Source organism: Collinsella sp. TM09-10AT, assembly GCF_003436275.1.
In the GTDB taxonomy this organism is placed as follows: Bacteria; Actinomycetota; Coriobacteriia; order Coriobacteriales; family Coriobacteriaceae; genus Collinsella.
The window spans coordinates 20,078-36,509 of sequence record NZ_QSOP01000005.1 but is presented as its reverse complement, the minus strand read 5'-3'; the positions used below and the strand labels follow the sequence as shown (position 1 = coordinate 36,509).

Genomic DNA, 16,432 nt, shown 5'->3' with positions numbered 1-16,432 from the left:
TTGGCGCGCGGATCTGCACAAAACGCCAAAGGCAATAAAGCCAACAACCAACCGGCATCTGCTAAGGGTGCCGGTTCCCATCTTCGTGCCAATAAGGGCCACGAGACCGAGTTCGACGATTTTGAGCCCCTGGTCGAGCCTTCGGCCAATCGCGATATCGCTGGTGTGGTCATCGCCGTTTTGGCGATCGCGTCCTTCATTGCCGTGATCTCTCCGGCAACAGCGCCCGTGACGGCTGCGGTTGCCGGTTTCTACCACCTGGGCTTTGGTCTGGGCGCCTACGTGCTGCCGATCGTCATCTTGCTGTTTGCCGCCACGCTCTTTTTGGGTGAGGACTCGCCGCTCAACGTGCGCTCTGTTGCGGGCGGCGCCTTGGTCTTTATCGCCGTCGTCTCCATTCTTTCGCTGATGGTGCCGGGCACGAGCGATTCGTGCGACCTTATGTTTACGCCGCAGAACCTTTCCGTGTCGGGCGGCTACATTGGCGCCTTTATCGCAAGTGCCTTGCAAAACGCCTTGGGTAAACCTATCGCCATGGTTGTCTTGCTGGGGCTTGTCGTCGTTGGTTTGGTCATTATCGGCTTTTCGGTGGGTGGCGTTTTGCGCTCCGCACGCGATCGCGCTGCCGATTTTGCCGAGCGTCGACGTGCCGATGTCAATGCGAGCCCGTGGGGCGATGAAGAGGCCCTGTCTGTTCCCGGCGTCGCTCGTCCGCACCTGAGCATTTTGCGCCAGAAGGGGACTGACGCCGCGGTGACCACGGTCATGGGTGGCGATGTCGACCCGGTTTTGGATGACGACGAGGACGATGACCCGTTTGTCGACGTATCCGAGTCGGTTGAAGCCGAGCGGGCCAAGACCACGCTGCTGCCGCGCCGTCATGCCAAGAAGGGCAAGACTGCGCCTAAGCTCAATACGAGTGAGCCCGACCCGTCTTGGTCCGATAGCGAGATTGAGCTCACCGAGGGCGATGACGAGGACGACGAGGCTCCGATTGAGACCGCAAAGACAACTTTGCTGCCGCGTCGCCATGCAAAGCGCGGCCAGGTCACCGGACAGCTTTCGATGGAGGACGATCCGGACAAGGTTGACGAGTCCGAGCCGCCGTTTTCCGTGAATCCCGTCTCGGCCGCCCCCCAGATCCCCGACTTCCTGAAGCACCCCAAGGTCGCTGACGCCTCAACCTCTACGGCCTCTGCCGCTCCTGCTGCGGCTGACAATGGGGGAGCGAGCGACACCGCAACTGACGCCGAGGGCGAAGAAGAGGACGGCCTCAAGCTTCCGCCGCTCGAAATCCTGCATGCCAACCCGCAGTCGGCTTCCGCTGCGTCTTCGGACAAGGAGCTGGAGCAGACCGCTGAGTCGCTGCAATCCACCTTGCTTGAGTTTGGCCGCAGTGCCCGCGTGGTCGGCTGGATCGCCGGCCCCACGGTGACGACCTTTAAGCTGCAGCCCGGTGAGGGCGAGCGTGTGAGCAAAATCTCGAGCCTCGAGGACGATATCGCGCTTTCGCTCGCTGCCCAGTCGGTGCGTATCTTTGCCCCGATCCCCGGCACCTCGCTCGTGGGCATCGAGATTCCCAACCGCAAGCGCCAGAACGTCAATCTGGGCGACGTGCTGCCCTATGTGAAGGGCGGTCCGCTCGAGCTCGCTATCGGCCGTGACGCCGAGGGCACGCCGGTCGTCGCCGACCTCGCAAAGATGCCTCACCTTTTGATCGCCGGTACGACTGGTTCTGGTAAGTCGGTGATGATCAACTCCATCATCACGACCTTGCTCATGCGCGCCCTTCCCGAGGACGTTCGCCTGATTATGGTCGACCCCAAGCGCGTCGAGCTTGCGGGCTATAACGGTCTGCCGCATCTCTATGTGCCCGTGGTGACCGAGCCTAAGCAGGCCGCGAGCGCTCTGCAATGGGCTGTGTCCGAGATGGAGCGTCGCCTGAAGGTTTTCGAGCGTCTCAACGTGCGTAAGATCTCGACCTACAATGAAAAGCAGGCCGCCGGCGAGTTTGAGCATTACGACAACCCGCCGCAAAAGATGCCCTACCTGGTCATCATCATCGACGAGCTTTCGGACCTGATGATGGTCGCCGGTAAGGATGTCGAGGCCTCGATCGTGCGTATTGCACAGCTGGGCCGTGCCGCCGGTATTCATCTTATCGTGGCCACGCAGCGCCCCAGCTCCAACGTGGTGACGGGCCTCATCAAGGCCAACATCACCAACCGCATCGCCTTTAACGTCGCCACGGGCATCGACTCGCGCGTCATCATCGACCAGATGGGCGCCGAGAAGCTCACCGGTTTGGGCGACATGCTGTTCTCCAAGGTCGACTGGGGCAAGCCCCGCCGTATCCAGGGCTGCTTTGTCTCGGACGACGAAATCAACGAGATTGTCGAGTTCGTCAAGTCGCAGAGCGAGCCCGACTACCACGAGGAGATTCTGTCCGCCGTGGCGCCCGCTTCCATGTCCATGGCTGGTGGCGGCGGCATTGTCCGCACCGGAGTCGCCGAGCCGCAAGACGATGATCCGCTCATTTGGGAAGCCGCCCATATTGTGGTGGAATCGCAGCTGGGCTCCACATCTGGCCTGCAACGCCGCCTGAAGGTTGGCTATGCGCGTGCCGGGCGTATTATGGACATGCTGGAAGAAAAGGGTGTCGTCGGCCCGCCCGACGGTTCCAAGCCGCGCGAGGTCCTGTTGGACGAGGAGGGGCTTGCCGCGCTGGAATCTGTCGACGCCGAGATGGCACGTGAAGATCGTGAGTTTGGAGGATTCTGATGGCTGCACGCTTTGGTGACATGCTGCTCGAGCAGCGTCGCCGAATGGGCCTTTCCATTCAGCAGGTCGCCAACACCATCAAAATCAGGCCGCAGATCATCGAGTTTTTCGAGACCGGTAACTTTGCTTCGATGCCGCCGCGCGGCTATGCGCAGGGCATGATTTCGAGCTATGCTCGTTTTTTGGGCCTCAATCCGCGCGAGGTCGTCAATGCCTACTTTGACGAACTGATGGCATACGAACGCGAAACGTCGCAGCAGGGCGGTCGTTTCCAGGACGCCGCCGGCTACGTCAATTCGCGTTCCTCTGTCGATAACGGGCGCTTCCTGATGGTTCAGGGCGGTCGTTCGACTCGCTATGGACAGCGTCCTCAGCAGGCCGGTTATATTACCGAGACGGGTTCGGGCGAGGAGATTCGCTCGCAGCGTGACCGGTTCCGCAGTACGCCGATGCCCGAGGACCGTGCACTTCCCGCTGCCCGCGGCGTGGCGCGTGACCCTCGTGCCGGCTACGGCGACGGCGGCTATTCCGATCGCGGTCACAGTGGTATCTCCACCGGACGCTCTCGCAGTGGCCATGCGGACGCCGATACCACGCAGGTGACGCCGCGTCTTCGCTCTCAACCACAGCCGTATGGCCAGCGCTCTTCGGCTCCGCGTGCGGGCCAGCGTGGCTATCAAGGCCGCGGTGAACTTGCGCCCCGCTCGGGTCAGCGCAGCCTTCAGGGCCAGGGTGGCTATTGCGGCCGTTCCGATAGCAATCGTGGCTGTATGCCTCAGGGAGGCGGCCGCAGCAGTTCCAGTCGTGGACGCGGCGGTTCCCGTGCTCCTCAAAACAACGGGCTCGATCCGCGTATCGTCTACGCCGGTATCGGTGCCGTGGCGTTGCTGCTGATCGTGCTCATCGTGGTACTTCTGCGCGGCTGCGCATCTTCGACGCCCGAGACCACGCCCGAGACGCCCGCTGTTACCAAGACGACGACCAAGAAGTCTTCTAAGAAGACCGAAACGGTCGACGAGGACGAAGACACCGATGAGGCGACGGATGAGTCGACCGGTTCGGACGCCACCAAGACGACGGCTAAAAAGGAAGAGAACGAGGCAACGAAGGTCAAGGTCTCCGTTGCCAAGGGAAAGACCGCGTGGATTGAGGTCAAGGTCGACGGAAAGTCGGTCTATGGCGCCCAGGCGACTGGCCCCTTTGAGCAGGAGTACACGCCCGAGTCCTCGATCGAGATCACCACGTCCAAGCCTTCCGATGTCACCGTTACCAAGAATGGCGAAAAGGTCCGTTACGATACCAAGACTTCGGGCGTGGCGCGTGTGACGATCACCGTTCCCAAGAAGGAGACGACCGATTCCGAGAATGGTGAAAGTTCTGATGGTGCCGACACCACCGACGGTACCGATACCACCGACGGCACCGATGCCCAGTCCACGGATGGCGCCGATGCCGCAACTGACGGTCAGACGCCCACCGATTCTACCGACTATTCGTACGATAGCTATTAAGCCGCTCGTACGCGAAAGGAAACATCATGGCTAAAGATTCCAGCTTCGACGTCGTGTCCGAGGTCAATATGCAAGAGGTCGACAACGCCTTCCAGCAGACCACGCGCGAGATTTCCCAGCGCTATGACCTGAAGGATTCCGGCGCCACGATTGAGCTTTCGAAGGGCGACAAGCTCTTTACGATCAACGCCCCGGCCGACTTTGTCTCCAAGCAGATCATCGATGTCCTGAGCTCCAAGCTCATCAAGCGCGGTATCGACCTCAAGGCTGTTTCGTGGGATGCTCCGCAGGCGGCATCGGGCGGCACCGTGCGCGTGCTCGGCCATATCGTCGAGGGTATCGACCAGGCGACCGCCAAGAAGATCAACAAGGACATCAAGGACCAAAAGCTCAAGGTCAAGGTGACCATCGAAGCTGACAAGCTGCGTGTTTCCTCTGCTTCGAAGGACGCGTTGCAGACCGTGATTCAGTTCCTGCGCGACCAGGACTACGGCCAGCCGCTGCAGTTCACCAACTACCGCTAATATCATTCGAAAGGACCGCTCTCCAACATGGATACACCGTTGGGCTCCGTGCTCTACATCACCCTCGGGTGCGCCAAGAACGAGGTCGATACCGACCGCATGCGTTCTCTTTTGACCGCCGCAGGCTACGAGGAGGCATTCGACCCGCAGGAGGCCGATATCGCCATCGTCAATACGTGCTCGTTCCTCGCCTCCGCAACGTCCGAGAGCATCGAGATCACGCTCGAGCTCGCCAACGAGGTGCAGGACGGCGTTCGTTCTTGCCCCATCGTCATGTGCGGCTGTGTGCCGTCGCGCTATGGCGACGACCTGCCTGACGAGCTGCCCGAGGTCGCTGCCTTTGTGAAGGCCGACGAGGAAGACGGCATCGTGGCAGTCATCGATGGCGTGCTGGGTGTCGAGCGTGAGATCGCGGCCTATATCCCTCAGGTCAAGCGTACCGTCGAGGGTGCCGTTGCCTACGTCAAGATTTCCGATGGCTGCAATCGTTTTTGCAGCTTCTGCATGATCCCCTATATTCGCGGTCGTTATCACTCGCGCAATGCCGAGAGCATTATTTCTGAGGTGCGCGACCTGGTTGCCGGTGGCGTGCGCGAGATCGTGCTGATCGGCCAGGACACGGGCATCTGGGGCACCGACTTTGCGGATGAGGACGTCGCCGAGGGCTCGCCGCGCAATCTGGCGCAGCTGCTGCGTGCCGTCGCCGAGGCCGTGCGCCCGCAGAACGTCTGGGTCCGCGTGCTCTACCTGCAGCCCGAGGGCATGACCGATGAGCTCATCGAGACGATTCGCGATACGCCCGAGGTGCTTCCCTATATCGATATCCCCGTGCAGCACTGCGACGCGCGCATTCTCAAGGCTATGCGCCGTTCTGGTTCGCGCCAGGAGCTCGAGGACCTGTTCCGCGATCTGCGTGAGCGTATCCCCGGCATCGTGATCCGTTCCACGGCCATGGTCGGCTTCCCGACCGAGACCGACGACGAGTTCCGCGACCTTATCGACTTTATGGACACCGTCGGCTTTGACTACACGAGCGTCTTTGCCTACTCGCAGGAGGAGGGCAGCCTGGCCGCTAAGATGGAGGGTCAGGTCGACGAAGAGGTCAAGCTCGAGCGCGCCCAGGAGGCCATGGACCTGGCTGAGTCGCTCGGTTTTGCCGCCACCGCCGCACATGTGGGCGAGCGCGCCCAGGTGATCGTCGACGGTATCGAAGAAACCGAGGACGGCGCCGAGCTGATCGGCCATGCCTGGTTCCAGGCGCCCGATTCCGATGGCGCGGTGCATCTGGACGCCAGCGAGGCGTCCGTGGGTGATATTCTGACCGTCGAGTTTACCGATAGCTTCTGCTATGAGCTTATCGGACATGTTGTGGAGTAGGAGAGCGTCGTGGCAAACGAGAGCAATAAGGAACTGACGAGTGTTTGGACGCCCGCCAACATCGTGACGTGCGTTCGCATCGTCTTTATCCCGGTGTTCATGATCGTGTCGGCGCTGTCTCACACGAGCGTTGCCGGTACGGACTGGAGCACCTTCGACGGCCCGCTCGCCGCCGCCGCCTTTATTCTGTACGTTATCCTGTCGTGCACCGATAAGGTCGACGGCTATCTGGCGCGCTCGCGCAACGAGATCACCGACTTCGGTAAGTTCTTGGACCCCATCGCCGACAAGCTACTCGTGTTCTCGGCCCTGCTGCTGTTCCTCGATTTTGGCGCGGTGACCGTGTGGTCCGTGTTCATTATCTTGTTCCGCGAGCTGTTGGTGAGCGCCCTTCGCATGGTCGCGAGTGCGGCCGGTGTGGTCATTGCCGCCGATAAGCTCGGCAAGTACAAGACGGCGACCACGATGGTCTCCATCTGCGGCTACCTGTGCGTCTTTGCGATGACCGGCCTCCAGTTGGGGCCTGCGGAGCTGTTGCTCGGTGTCTATGGCGTTTCACGCTTCCTGTACGCTGTTGCCGTTGTCCTGACCGTTATCTCGGGCGCCCAGTACTTCTGGAACTGCCGCAAGATCGTCTTTTCGGTTTAGGTCCTGGTGGGTATGGCGGACTCTTTTGAGCAGATTTCCGCACATAACGAGGAGCTGGCGCGCGATATTGTCGAGCGCGCGAGCGCTCGGGGCGTGACGGTTTCTACGGCTGAGTCGCTGACGGCGGGTATGATCGCCTCGACGATTGCCGATATCCCGGGCGCCTCGGCGGTGCTGCGCGGCGGTGCGGTGACCTATTGCGATGAGATCAAGCATCGTGTTCTGGGTGTTGAGCAGGAGACGCTCGATCGGTTTAGCGCCGTGTCGCACCAGACGGCGCGCGAGATGGCCGCGGGCTCGCTGGACCTCTATCAGAGCGATGTGGCCGTGAGCGCAACGGGCTACGCTGGGCCCGGTGGTGGCACCGAGCAAGACCCCGCCGGCATGTTCTATATTGGCTGGGCGTATCGCGTGGCTGATGGGGAAGTGCCGATCGTGGACTCTGTGCGTTGCCACTATGAGGGCGACCGTTCGTGTGTTCGTGCCCATGCGGTCACGGAGGCATTGGGACGCATTGCCCTTGTGCTCAACTCTATGGAATAGGCGTGTTTTAAGGGGCCTTAGGGCCCCTTAATTGTGGAGATGGGGACCTCTGACGAATTTAGCTTTTGTGCTGGTCATAGGTGTATTATCTCCTTCCTTGTTTTTATTTGGCCCTATGTGGTCAAGCATTTGGACAGTGTTTGGTCGGCGTTTGGTTGGGTTTTGGAAAGACTGCCTGCATATGATTGGTCTGAACGGTTGACCACGAACAGCCGTTCGTTTATTATCGATGCAGGTTGTTAAGAGGAGGGCTATTCATGGCCAAGAATTCAGGTCCCGTACGTACCGTCCATGCACCCACGACGGGCAAAGAGCGCGAAGAGATGATCGCCACCACCAAGGCCGAGATCGAGAAGAAGTTCGGTCAAGGTTCCATCATGAGGTATGGTGACGGCGGCCCCGAGCTCGAGGTCGAGGCCATCCCCACGGGTGCTCTGGCGCTCGATGCCGCTCTGGGTATCGGCGGTGTGCCGCGCGGCCGTATCGTCGAGATTTACGGTCCCGAGTCCTCCGGTAAGACGACGCTTTCGCTCGAGATCTTGGCCGAGGCCCAGGCAATGGGTGGCGTCGTGGCGTTTATCGATGCCGAGCACGCGCTCGATCCCACGTATGCCGCGCGCATTGGCGTGGATATCGACGAGGTATTGATTTCCCAGCCCGATACGGGTGAGCAGGCGCTCGAGATTGTTGACATGCTCGTGCGTTCCGGCGCCATCGATGCCATCGTCGTCGACTCCGTCGCCGCGCTGACCCCGCGTGCCGAGATCGAGGGAGAGATCGGCGATACCACGGTCGGTTTGCAAGCTCGCCTGATGAGTCAGGCGCTCCGCAAGCTCGCCGGCTCGCTGTCCAAGTCCAATACGACATGCATCTTCATCAACCAGCTGCGAGAGAAGATCGGCGTCATGTTCGGCAACCCCGAGACCACGACGGGCGGCCGTGCCCTTAAGTTCTTCTCTTCGGTGCGTATCGACATTCGCCGCATCGACAGCATTAAGCTTAAGGATGAGGTTATCGGTAACCGCGTGCGCGCCAAGGTCGTTAAGAACAAGGTGGCCGCTCCGTTCCGTTCTGCTGAGTTCGACATCATGTACGGTACGGGCATCTCTAAGGAGGGCTCGATTCTGGACATGGCTGTCGAGTGCGGCATCTGCAAGAAGATGGGCTCCTGGTTCGCCTATGGCGAGGACAAGCTCGGCAACGGTCGCGAGGCCGCCAAGGCGTTCCTGCGCGAACACCCCGATTGCGCCGACGAGATTGAGCATAAGGTTCGCCTTGCCTGCGGGCTTGAGTTTGATGACGATGCTCCGTCCGAGGTCGAGCTGACCGATCAGCCTGCGCCTGAGGAGTTTGACGAGCTTTACGCCATCGATGGTTCCGCCATGCTCGATGATGACGACGAGTAGCGGTTACGCTCATGTCGTATACGGTGACCGAGGCCACGGTCGTCTTTCCCGATAAGAAGGCGGCCTCCTCGTTCTCGAGCGGCTATGCGTCAAAAAAGCCTTGCGCACATATCGATTGTGAGCTTGAGGGCGGTTTTGAGCGGTCCATTTGGATCCCCGTGCGGGTCGCGCGGCTGTATGTCAAAAATCGCCCCGATCTTCCCTGTGATTGGGATAACTTTCGTGAAGCGGTGCAGCTCATCGAGCGTAAATGTGCACTTACCATGGTGACCGAGATGCTATCGCGACGCGACCATGCGACGGGTGAGGTCTGTGACAAGTTGGCACGCTACGGCTTTCGCCAGCCCGCGATCGATTTCGCCGTCGAGCGCGCCACCGAGTATCGCTTTTTAGACGAGAACCGCTTTTGCTCGTACTTTATCGAGGAACGCAAGCGGCGCGGTTGGGGACAGCGTAAAATCGAGACCGAGCTCAAGCGCCGTCATGTCGTGCTCGATGACATTCCCGGTTATCCGGAGGATTATTTTGCCGTCGAAGACGATTTGGCGCGTGCGTCAGCCCTGCTCGCCAAGCGGCGTGTTCCAGAGACGCGCGGATTCGAAAAACTGGTTCGGTTTTTGATGGGCAAGGGCTTCTCGTATCACATCGCCGCCGATGCCGTTAAGGCACGTCTCGATGCCGAACGTGAGGAATGTGCGGTTTAGGCGTATGCGTTTTGTGGCCCTGCCGTTCACCGCGTTTTAGCCGCCGTGCTGGGGCCATTTATTTGACAGTTGTTGTGGTTCAACGTACGATAAACACTGTCATTTGCTTTGTGATATGTGCTCATCTGTGATGAGTTTGTTTATATGTTTATCTGTATCCGACCCGCATAAGCTGCGCCCATATTACTCAAATGTCGCGAGCCGTTCGTAAGGACGGTTCGCTTTGTTGTGTAACGAATCCATAAAAAGGAGTGAGCATGCCTATCATCGCAGCGCTCGTTGGCATCGTTTTGGGTGCCATCGCCGCCATTGCCTACATGCGCACCGCCAAGCAGGGTAGTCTTCACGAGGCCGACGAAAAAATCCAGTCGGCACACGCACAGGCTGAGTCCCTGATCGGTGATGCCAAGCGTCAGGCCGAGACCCTCAAAAAAGAGGCTCTGCTCGAGGCTAAAGAGGAGATCATCAAGAACAAGCAGGCCGCCGAGGCCGAGGACAAGCAGCGTAAGAACGAGATTCGTACGCTCGAGAACCGCGTGATGCAGCGCGAGGAATCCCTCGATCGCCGCAACGACGCTCTCGACAAGCGCGAGCATCAGCTGTCCAGCCAGGCCGGTCAGGTCGAGAAGCGCTCCCGTGAGCTCGAGGAGCTCTGCGCAAAGCAGACCTCCGAGCTCGAGCGTATCGCCGACCTTACCCGCGAGGACGCCCACAAGGAGCTCCTCGATAAGGTTCGCGGCGAGGTCACCCACGAGGCCGCCACGATCATTCGCGAGTCCGAGCAGCAGGTTCGCGCCGAGTGCCACAAGACCGCCCAGGAGATTCTGTCTCTGGCGATTCAGCGCTGCGCTGCCGATCACACTGCCGAGGTCACCGTTACCTCCGTGCACATTCCCTCTGATGACCTCAAGGGCCGTATCATCGGTCGCGAGGGTCGCAACATCCGGACCTTCGAGCAGGTTTCCGGCGTCAACCTCGTGATCGACGACACGCCCGAGACCGTCGTTCTTTCGAGCTTCGACCCGGTCCGTCGTGAGACCGCCCGTGTCGCCCTCGAGAACCTCATCGCCGACGGCCGCATTCACCCTGCCCGTATCGAGGAGATGTATCACAAGGCCGCCGACCTGGTTCAGCAGCGCGTGCGCGAGGCTGGCGAGCAGGCTGCCTTCGATACCGGCATCCACGATCTGCACCCCGAGATCGTCAAGACCCTTGGTGCCCTGCGCTACCGTACCTCGTTTGGTCAGAACGTGCTTCAGCATTCCCTCGAGGTCTCTGATCTGTGCGGCGTGATGGCTTCCGAGCTTGGCCTGGACGTTGTGACCGCCAAGCGCGCCGGCCTGCTGCACGACCTGGGCAAGGCAATCGACCACGACGTCGAGGGCCCGCATGCCGTCATCGGCGCCGAGCTTGCCCGCCGTTATGGCGAGAAGCCCGTTATCGTCCACGCTATCGAGGCTCACCATGCCGATGTCGACCCCAATACGGTGCTCGATGTCCTGGTACAGGCCGCCGATGCTGTCTCTGCCTCTCGCCCCGGTGCCCGTCGCGAGTCTGCCGAGAACTACATCAAGCGTCTTGAGAAGCTCGAGGAGATCGCCAACTCTCATGACGGCGTCGAACGTACCTATGCCATGCAGGCCGGTCGCGAGGTCCACGTCATGGTCCAGCCGGACAAGATTTCCGATGCCCAGTCCACGGTCCTGGCTCACGATATCGCCCATCAGATCGAGGAAGAGATGGAGTATCCCGGTCAGGTGCGCGTCGTCGTGATTCGCGAGAGCCGCGCTGTCGATATCGCTAAATAACATGAGCGACGCGAACGAGCTCATCTCATTTATCGCGTCGATGTCGGGGGAGGGCAACCTTCGCGTCGAGGAGAACCTTGGCGAGGGGTATGTCCGCCTCCGCGTTTCGGAGGCCGAGCGGCGCCAGGCAAAGCACGACATTCAGCATGTCGAGGATATCGTCATCGAAATGCTCCGTAATGCTCGCGATGCCGGCGCCGACAAGGTCTATCTCGCCACGACCAAGGAAGACGGCGTCCGCACGCTTGTCTTTCTGGATAACGGTTCGGGCGTTCCGCAGGATATGCAAGAGCGAATCTTTGATGCCCGCGTTACCTCCAAGCTCGAGAGCATGAAGATGGACCGTTGGGGCGTTCACGGTCGTGGCATGGCATTGTTTTCGATCAAGCAGAACACCGATGAGGCCCGTGTGGTCACGTCCGGCGTCGATCTTGGTTCAGCCTTTAAGGTGAGCGTCGCGGCCGACCGCCTCAGTGAGCGTGCCGATCAGTCCAGCTGGCCCCAGGCCGTCAAGGATGAGGACGGACGTTATGTCTGTGCTCGCGGTCCGCATAATATTATTCGCGCTGCTTGTGAGTTTGCGCTCGAGGAGTTGCGTGGTTGCGATGTCTATCTTGGTTCTCCGTCCGAGATTGCCGCGACCCTTTATGCTCAGGCGTCAAGCCGGCTTGATACGTCTCGTCTCCTGTTCATTGATGACGAGAGCGAGCTTCCGGTTGTCGATCGTTTAGGCCTTGCTTCTGATGCCGAGGACTTTATCCGTATCTGTTCGGGTTTGGGTCTTGAGATGTCCGAGCGCACGGCCCATCGCATTTTGGCAGGGCAGATTAAGCCTGTTCGCGGTGTGACCGCGCGTCTGCTGCGCGAGCGCGACTCGTCCTCGCATGCGCCGGCTCCTGTCGATCTCGCGAAGGATCGTCGCGGGCTACGTATTGCTAAGGATGACATGGCACAGTTTTCGCGTGCTGTGGAGCGCGATTTTAATGACCTTGCTGCCCGGTACTATCTCAACCTTTGCGGCGACCCAAAGATTCGCGTTTCGCGTGATCGAATCACCGTGACCTTTGATCTTGCCAAAGAGGAATAGTGCCTTTACCGAGTCCACTCGGTACGATACAGTTATTGCAGTTAAAACGTACTTTTAAATGCAGGAGTTTCTTCATGGATTGCCTGAAGGTATCAAGCAAATCATCGCCCGCGTCCGTTGCCGGCGCCATCGCCGGCATGGTCAAGGATGGTGTACCCGTCAACATCCAGTGTGTCGGCGCCGGTGCCGTCAACCAGGCCATTAAGGCCGTTGCTATCGCGCGCGGTTTTTTGATTCCAACCGGTTTTGATATTTCCTGCGCGCCCGTGTTCTCCGACATCCTCATTAACGGGGAGTCGCGCACGGCCATCCGCCTTTCTATCTACGTTCACCAGATCAATCGAGCTGCTATGGATAACGTCGTCATTGATGATGTTAAGCCTGTGGCATAGCTTCTGCTTGCTTTGTTTCGCTCCCCATCGTTAGGACTTATGCACATGGACCAGCGTTCCGTACGCGATATTCTTGCCGGTAAAACCTACTTTATCCGCACCTTTGGCTGCCAGATGAATCAGCACGATTCCGAGCGCGTGAGCGGTCTGCTTGATTCGTATGGCTGCCTCATGGCGCTCGATCCCGCGCATGCCGATATCGTTGTCTTCATGACGTGCTGCGTGCGCGAGGCCGCCGATACTCGCCTGTACGGTCAGTGCAATTCCTGCAAAAGCCTGCCGCCTTCGCCTTCTGGCAAGCGCGTGGTTGCCGTTGGTGGCTGCATCGCGCAGCGCGATGGCGAGGGCCTGCTCACCAACGTCGATAACGTCAATGTCATCTTTGGCACGCATTCCATCGCGCATGTGGCCGAGCTCATTGCCGAGGCGTTCCTTGATGGCAAGCGTCATATCCGCACCAATGAGCATGAGGATACGGACGCCATGAGCATGCCGTGGCATCGCGAGACTCAGTATCACGCTTGGGTGCCCATCATGACGGGCTGCAATAATTTTTGCACCTATTGCATCGTGCCGTACGTGCGCGGTCGCGAAAAGAGCCGCCCCTTCGAGGAGATTGTCGACGAGGTGACCGGTTTGGTGCGCCAGGGCGTGCGTGAGATTACGCTGTTGGGCCAAAACGTTAATTCATATGGTCGCGATCTGTTTGGCAAGCCGCGTTTTGCCGATCTGCTGCGTGCCGTGGGCGATACGGGCGTGGAGCGTATCTTCTTTACGTCTTCGCATCCCAAGGATCTGCTGCCCGAGACCATCGACGCCATGGCCGAGACATCTGCCGTTATGCCGCAACTGCACCTGGCCGTCCAGTCAGGTTCGACGCGCATCATTAAAGAGATGAATCGTCGTTATACGCGCGAGGATTATCTGGGTCTGGTCGATCGTATTCGTAACCGTATGCCCGATATTGCGCTTTCGACCGACATCATCGTGGGCTTCCCGGGCGAGACCGAGGAAGACTTTGAGCAGACGCTCTCGCTTGCCGAGACGGTTCGTTATGCCCAGGCCTACACGTTTATTTACTCCAAGCGCGCCGGTACCCCGGCAGCTGAGATTTATGATCCCACCCCGCATGAGGTTATCCTTGAGCGCTTTAACCGTCTGGTCAAGGTTATCGAGACGACGGCTCATGAGTATAACCAGGGCGAGCTTCACACCGTGGTGCCTGCGCTTATTGAGGGTACGAGCAAGAAGAACGACGCTGTTCTTCTGGGGAAAAGCCCCAAGAACCAGACGGTGCATGCGCCGATTCCCGCTGGCTATAGCATCGATCAGCTCGTCGGCAAAATCGTCGACGTTGATATTGATGTCGCCAAAACGTGGTATCTGTCTGGCTCCGTCGTGGGCGAGCCTCGCTAATGATTTCCACCGGTGCAAGCCTTTCTGCCGTAGCGATTGTCGGTCCGACGGCGGTCGGTAAAAGCGATGTTGCCGACCGCCTGGCCGCTCGTCTTTCGTCCGAAGTGTTGTCTTGTGACGCGATGCAAATCTATCGTGGCATGGACATCGGTACGGCCAAGATGATGCCCGAGGAGTGCTCGGTGCCCCTGCGCCTTGTCGATATCGTGGATCCGGGCGTCGCGTATTCAGCTGCGCTCTATCAGACGGATGCCCGGGCGCATATCGAGCGTTTGCTTGGCGAGCAACGTCTTCCGGTCTTTTGCGGCGGTACGGGCCTGTATCTCAAGGCTGCACTCGATGAAATGGATTTTCCTTCGGGAGAACTCGAGGACGAACGCCGCACGGGCTATCAGGAACTTGCCGAGCGTATTGGCGAGGAGGCGCTGCATGCCCTGCTTGCCGAGCGCGATCCGGAATCTGCTGCCGTGATTCATCCCCATAACGTGCGTCGTGTGATTCGTGCGCTCGAGATGCATGATGACGGTGTGTCGTATGCCGAGCAGAAGTCGAAATTCAGCGTCCCGCGCGAGCGTTATCATGCCTTGTGGTTTGGTCTGACGCGTAGCCGTGAAGTGCTCTATGAGCGCATTAACCTGCGAGTCGACCTTATGTTTGAGCAGGGACTGGTTGATGAGGTCCGTGGCCTTTTGGACCAGGGCTTGGGTGATGCACTCACATCGATGCAGGCAATCGGTTACAAAGAGATTATTGATGCCTTGCGTGGCGCTATTACCATGGATGAGGCCCGTGAGCTTATCAAGATTCGCTCCCGTCGCTATGCCAAGCGCCAGCTTTCCTGGTTTAAGCGTGACGATCGTATTGTGTGGTTCGATATGGATGACTTCACGATCGATGAGGTCGTCGAAGATATTTATCGTCGCATCGAGGCTGTCTAATGGCTCGTTTCCCTTTGGTCCCCACGGCTCCTGAACCCGAGCGCGCCATCTTGGTTGGTGTTGAGTGGCGCGATAATGCCTGGCCGCTTGACCGTTCGCTCGATGAGCTTGAGCGTCTGGCCCACACTGCTGGTGCTCAATGCGTGGCGCGCTTGTCGCAGCGCCTAGTCAAGCCCTATCCCAAATCGTTTATCGGCTCCGGCAAGGTCGAGGAGCTGTGCGGTTTGGTGCATCGCATGGATGCGGATGTTGTTATCTTCGACGACGACCTGACGCCCTCACAGCAGTCCTATCTTGAGAAAGCCGTGGGCGAACCGGTCAAGATTATTGACCGTACGGCGTTGATTTTGGATATCTTTGGCCTGCATGCCCAGACGCGTGAGGGCCGCTTACAGGTTCAGCTGGCACAGTTGCAGTATCTGCTGCCTCGTCTGCGAGGTATGTGGAGCCATCTTGCAAAGGAACAGACGCGTGGCGGCATTGGATCGCGTTTTGGCCAGGGCGAAAGCCAGCTCGAGGTCGACCGTCGCCTGATTCGCAATAAGATCGCGGCGCTTCGACGCGAACTGAAACAGGTTGAGCAACGTCGCGATGTGCAATCGAAAAGCCGTATTGAATCGCCGGCGTTTCGCGTGGCGCTGGCTGGTTACACCAATGCCGGCAAGTCGACGTTGCTTAATCGTTTGACGGGATCCACGGTACTTTCGCAGGATAAGCTGTTTGCCACGCTCGATCCTACAACGCGCTCGTACCGTTTGCCCGGTGGCCGTGGCATGACGATCACCGATACCGTCGGCTTTATTCAAAAGCTGCCCCATGGCCTGGTCGACGCGTTTAAATCTACGCTTTCTGAGGTGCTCGGCGCCGATTTGATTCTTAAAGTTGTGGATGCTTCCGATGAGGATTACGAGCGTCAGCTTGAGGCGGTTGATCGTGTCCTTGACGAGATCGGTGCCGGTGAGCGCTTGACGCTTACCGTGTTCAATAAGATTGATCTGCTCGATAGCGTCGATCGCTTGAGCTTTCGCCGGCGCTATCCCGAGGCGGTGCTGTTCTCGGCTCAGACGGGTGAGGGTCTTGATGACTTAGTCGACCGCATCGCTCGTGAAGCGGCCGCCACGGACGTGTTGCTCTCGGCCGATATCCCGTATCGAGAGGGCGCGTTAATCACGCTCGTGCACGAACAGGGAACCCTTCTGCACGAGGAATACCTCGAGGACGGCGTTCGTATTGTGGCAAAGCTTCCGGACCGTATCGCACCACGTCTTGAGCGTTGCCGAACGGAATAAATCAGCTC

General features: G+C 59.2%; 14 protein-coding genes. All 14 read left to right on the top strand.

Features of this window, described 5'->3' with window-relative positions; all coding sequences use genetic code 11:
• Positions 1–2,781 (top strand): DNA translocase FtsK, encoded by a 2,781-nt coding sequence (locus DXD77_RS03305; protein WP_233502346.1) that lies wholly within the window; start codon positions 1–3, stop codon positions 2,779–2,781.
• Entirely contained in the window at positions 2,781–4,292 is a 1,512-nt protein-coding gene (locus tag DXD77_RS03300) for a RodZ family helix-turn-helix domain-containing protein (protein ID WP_117647726.1), read from the top strand. The genes DXD77_RS03305 and DXD77_RS03300 overlap by 1 nt, the downstream gene beginning before the upstream one ends.
• A gap of 26 nt (positions 4,293–4,318) precedes the next feature.
• A complete protein-coding gene (locus DXD77_RS03295) occupies positions 4,319–4,816 on the top strand; it encodes a YajQ family cyclic di-GMP-binding protein (RefSeq protein ID WP_022094699.1) in 498 nt (165 codons plus the stop codon).
• Between the two features lie 27 nt (positions 4,817–4,843).
• The gene (gene rimO / locus DXD77_RS03290) at positions 4,844–6,193 is read left to right on the top strand and encodes a 30S ribosomal protein S12 methylthiotransferase RimO (protein ID WP_117564287.1); all 1,350 of its coding nucleotides are present in this window, start codon (positions 4,844–4,846) and stop codon (positions 6,191–6,193) included.
• A gap of 99 nt (positions 6,194–6,292) precedes the next feature.
• Positions 6,293–6,841 (top strand): CDP-diacylglycerol--glycerol-3-phosphate 3-phosphatidyltransferase, encoded by a 549-nt coding sequence (gene pgsA, locus DXD77_RS03285; RefSeq protein ID WP_233502347.1) that lies wholly within the window; start codon positions 6,293–6,295, stop codon positions 6,839–6,841.
• A gap of 12 nt (positions 6,842–6,853) precedes the next feature.
• Positions 6,854–7,384, top strand: a complete 531-nt coding sequence (locus tag DXD77_RS03280; protein WP_117564288.1) for a CinA family protein — start codon at positions 6,854–6,856, stop codon at positions 7,382–7,384.
• Between the two features lie 257 nt (positions 7,385–7,641).
• Positions 7,642–8,790, top strand: coding sequence for a recombinase RecA (gene recA, locus DXD77_RS03275; protein WP_099431786.1), 1,149 nt, complete (start codon positions 7,642–7,644; stop codon positions 8,788–8,790).
• A gap of 11 nt (positions 8,791–8,801) precedes the next feature.
• On the top strand, positions 8,802–9,494 hold the full coding sequence (locus tag DXD77_RS03270) for a regulatory protein RecX (RefSeq protein WP_117564289.1): 693 nt from the start codon (positions 8,802–8,804) through the stop codon (positions 9,492–9,494).
• A gap of 257 nt (positions 9,495–9,751) precedes the next feature.
• A complete protein-coding gene (gene rny / locus DXD77_RS03265) occupies positions 9,752–11,302 on the top strand; it encodes a ribonuclease Y (RefSeq protein ID WP_089573375.1) in 1,551 nt (516 codons plus the stop codon).
• Position 11,303: 1 nt separating this feature from the next.
• Positions 11,304–12,389, top strand: a complete 1,086-nt coding sequence (locus DXD77_RS03260; RefSeq protein WP_006235981.1) for an ATP-binding protein — start codon at positions 11,304–11,306, stop codon at positions 12,387–12,389.
• Between the two features lie 74 nt (positions 12,390–12,463).
• A complete protein-coding gene (locus DXD77_RS03255; protein ID WP_117564291.1) occupies positions 12,464–12,781 on the top strand; it encodes a stage V sporulation protein S in 318 nt (105 codons plus the stop codon).
• A gap of 45 nt (positions 12,782–12,826) precedes the next feature.
• Positions 12,827–14,197, top strand: a complete 1,371-nt coding sequence (miaB, locus tag DXD77_RS03250; RefSeq protein ID WP_117647724.1) for a tRNA (N6-isopentenyl adenosine(37)-C2)-methylthiotransferase MiaB — start codon at positions 12,827–12,829, stop codon at positions 14,195–14,197.
• Positions 14,197–15,135, top strand: coding sequence for a tRNA (adenosine(37)-N6)-dimethylallyltransferase MiaA (miaA, locus tag DXD77_RS03245; protein WP_117564293.1), 939 nt, complete (start codon positions 14,197–14,199; stop codon positions 15,133–15,135). Before miaB ends, miaA begins: the two co-directional genes overlap by 1 nt.
• Positions 15,135–16,424, top strand: coding sequence for a GTPase HflX (gene hflX / locus DXD77_RS03240; protein ID WP_117647722.1), 1,290 nt, complete (start codon positions 15,135–15,137; stop codon positions 16,422–16,424). The genes miaA and hflX overlap by 1 nt, the downstream gene beginning before the upstream one ends.
• Positions 16,425–16,432 lie beyond the last annotated feature (8 nt).